This window comes from Acutalibacter sp. (assembly GCF_056800975.1).
Genome location: NZ_JBQISV010000161.1, coordinates 1 through 2,524, shown reverse-complemented (window position 1 = coordinate 2,524; position 2,524 = coordinate 1). Strand labels below are relative to the sequence as shown.

General features: G+C 59.5%; 1 protein-coding gene and 1 pseudogene. Both read left to right on the top strand.

Annotation, left to right across the window (positions count from 1 at the left end):
• Positions 1–273, top strand: a pseudogene (murD, locus tag ACTO5E_RS10775) (UDP-N-acetylmuramoyl-L-alanine--D-glutamate ligase); the annotation flags it as partial.
• Between the two features lie 286 nt (positions 274–559).
• Positions 560–2,524, top strand: a 1,965-nt coding sequence (locus tag ACTO5E_RS10770) for a ribonuclease R family protein (protein ID WP_482303546.1), incomplete at its 3' end; no start/stop codon positions are given.

Genomic DNA, 2,524 nt, shown 5'->3' with positions numbered 1-2,524 from the left:
GGGCCCGCCGTCTGCCAGAAGGTCAAGACCCTGGTGCTGATGGGGGACACGGGGCCGAAGATTGAGGCGGCGGTGAGGAAAACCCAGGATTACCAGGAGGGCGCACCGGAGATTCTGCACGCCAAGAATATGGAAGAGGCGGTGGCCCTGGCCCGGGGCGCGGCAAAGCCCGGGGACGTGGTGTCCCTGTCCCCGGCGTCCGCATCCTTTGATATGTACCCGGGCTTTGAGGCCAGGGGCAGGCACTTCAAGGAGCTGGTGAGGGGGCTGTAAATGTTATCTGGATATGGACGGGTTGATGTTTGACACCGGGCGGGGCGCAAGGTTATTATGGCACCGGACCTGTGGCAGCCGGACCAGGAGACCCTAAACATCATTACTGGATAAAAGGACAATTTGGATTAGATCAAGCATGTCCTGGAAGCCGGTGCGCTGCAAATGCCGGACGGATGGATTTTGATTCAGTGGAAACCGGGTGACAACAAAAAGCCGGGCTCTGTATACACAGCCTGGTTCCAACCGCCAATGCTTTAGTTACAGTAAAAAGGAGAATCATATTATGAGAAAAAATCAATCTTCCAGCCGTAAGTTCAGCGGTCGGCCGTCGGGCCATTCGAGAGTGAGCGGCCCCTCCAGCGTGGAGAGCTATCAGCTGCCCAGCGCTGCCACAACCATGGAAGAAAAGCTTATTGTGGCCGCGTTGAAGCGCTGCGGCGGAGACGGCGTGCCCTCCAAGTCTCTGCAAAGAGAGTCCGGCGTCAGCAATAAGGACGCCTTTTACCAGGCTTTGCACAGCCTGGAGGAAAAGGGCGAGGTGAAAGTGGACAAGGACCACTGGGCCCGGCTGGCTCCCCCTGCCCGGGAAGTGGAGGCCACGCTGGTATCGATTTCCGAGCGTTTCGGCTTTGCCAGGCCCAAGACTGGCGAGGATATTTTCGTTCCAGGCCGGGACCTGAACGGCGCGTTTTTGGGAGATACGGTGCTGCTTTGTGACCTGCAAAAGCGAGACCGTGGACCCAGCGGCCGGGTAAGGCGGGTGGTGAAGCGGGCGGAGAATAAGATAACCGGCACGGTACATGTGGACGAGGCCGGGGCTCGGGTTACTCCGGACGGGCCTATTCGCTATGACATGGTGGTGCCCGCCGCCAACCTAAACGGGGCCCAAGACGGGGACAAGGTACTTCTGGAGCCCCGTCAGGACGGCCGGGGGGACTGGAGCCAGGCAGCGGTACAGCTGGTGTTCGGCACCGGCGACCGGGCCCGGGTATGCGCGGACGCTATTATCGAGCGCTGTGGTATTCCCACCCAGTTTTCAGCGGAGGTGCTGGCCCAGGCAGAGGAGATCAGCAAAATGACGGTCACCCAGGCAGACATTGACAGCCGCCTGGACCTGCGGGACGAGCCGGTCTTTACCATTGACAGTGCGGACGCAAAGGACCTGGATGACGCGGTATCCGCCCACAAAACTGTAGATGGCTATACGCTGGGGGTGCACATTGCGGACGTGTCTCACTATGTAAAGGCGGGTACGCCCATTGACCAGGAGGCCTTTTTGCGGGGCACCTCTGTTTACTTTGCGGACCGGGTTATCCCCATGCTGCCAGAAGCCCTCTCCAACGGGGTGTGCTCGCTAAATGCCGGTACTGAAAAGCTGACCTTCTCGGCCCTGATGGATTTTGACCAGGAGGGCCATATGACTGCTTATCGTTTTGAAAAGACGGTGATCAACTCCAAAGTTCGGGGTGTGTACCGCGAAGTGAACCAGATTCTGGATGGCAGCGCCGGACAGGATATTCTGGATAAATACGCCCCGGTGCGGGACAGCCTGGACACCGCCAAGGAACTGGCGGATATTCTGGACCGGAACGCCAAGGCCAGGGGGCAGATGAATCTCTCCAGTGACGAGACGAAGTTTGTGCTGGACGAGAATGGGGTGTGTATTGACCTGCTGCCCCGCACCCAGGGTCCGGCGGAGGAGCTGATTGAGCAGCTGATGATTGCGGCCAATATTGCCGCGGCCAAGGCTTCTCTAGACGCCCAGGTGCCCTTCCTCTACCGGGTCCATGAAAAGCCCAACCCCGACCGGGTGGTGGAGCTGTGCGACCTGCTGGACAGGCTCTCTGTACCCTGCAAAGAGCTGAAGCGGGGCACCCCTGGCACAAAAGATTTTGCGGCGGTGCTGGACCGGGTGAAGGGCGGCAGCAAGGAGCAGGTGGTGAATTCCCGTATTCTGCGCACTATGGACAAGGCCCGGTACGACCACCGGGAGCTGGGCCATTTTGGCCTGGATCTGGGGGAATACAGCCACTTTACCTCTCCTATCCGGCGCTATCCGGATACTTCGATTCATCGAATCCTCAGCGACTTGGTGGCTGGGGCAGACCCAGGGGAGCTGAAGAAAAAGTATGGCGAATTTGCCCGGGAGTCGGCGGAGGCTTCCTCTCAGAACGAGGTGCGGGCCGTTACCGGTGAGCGGGACGCGGAGGACTGCTACACCGCTGAGTATATGCGGGCCCACCTGGGT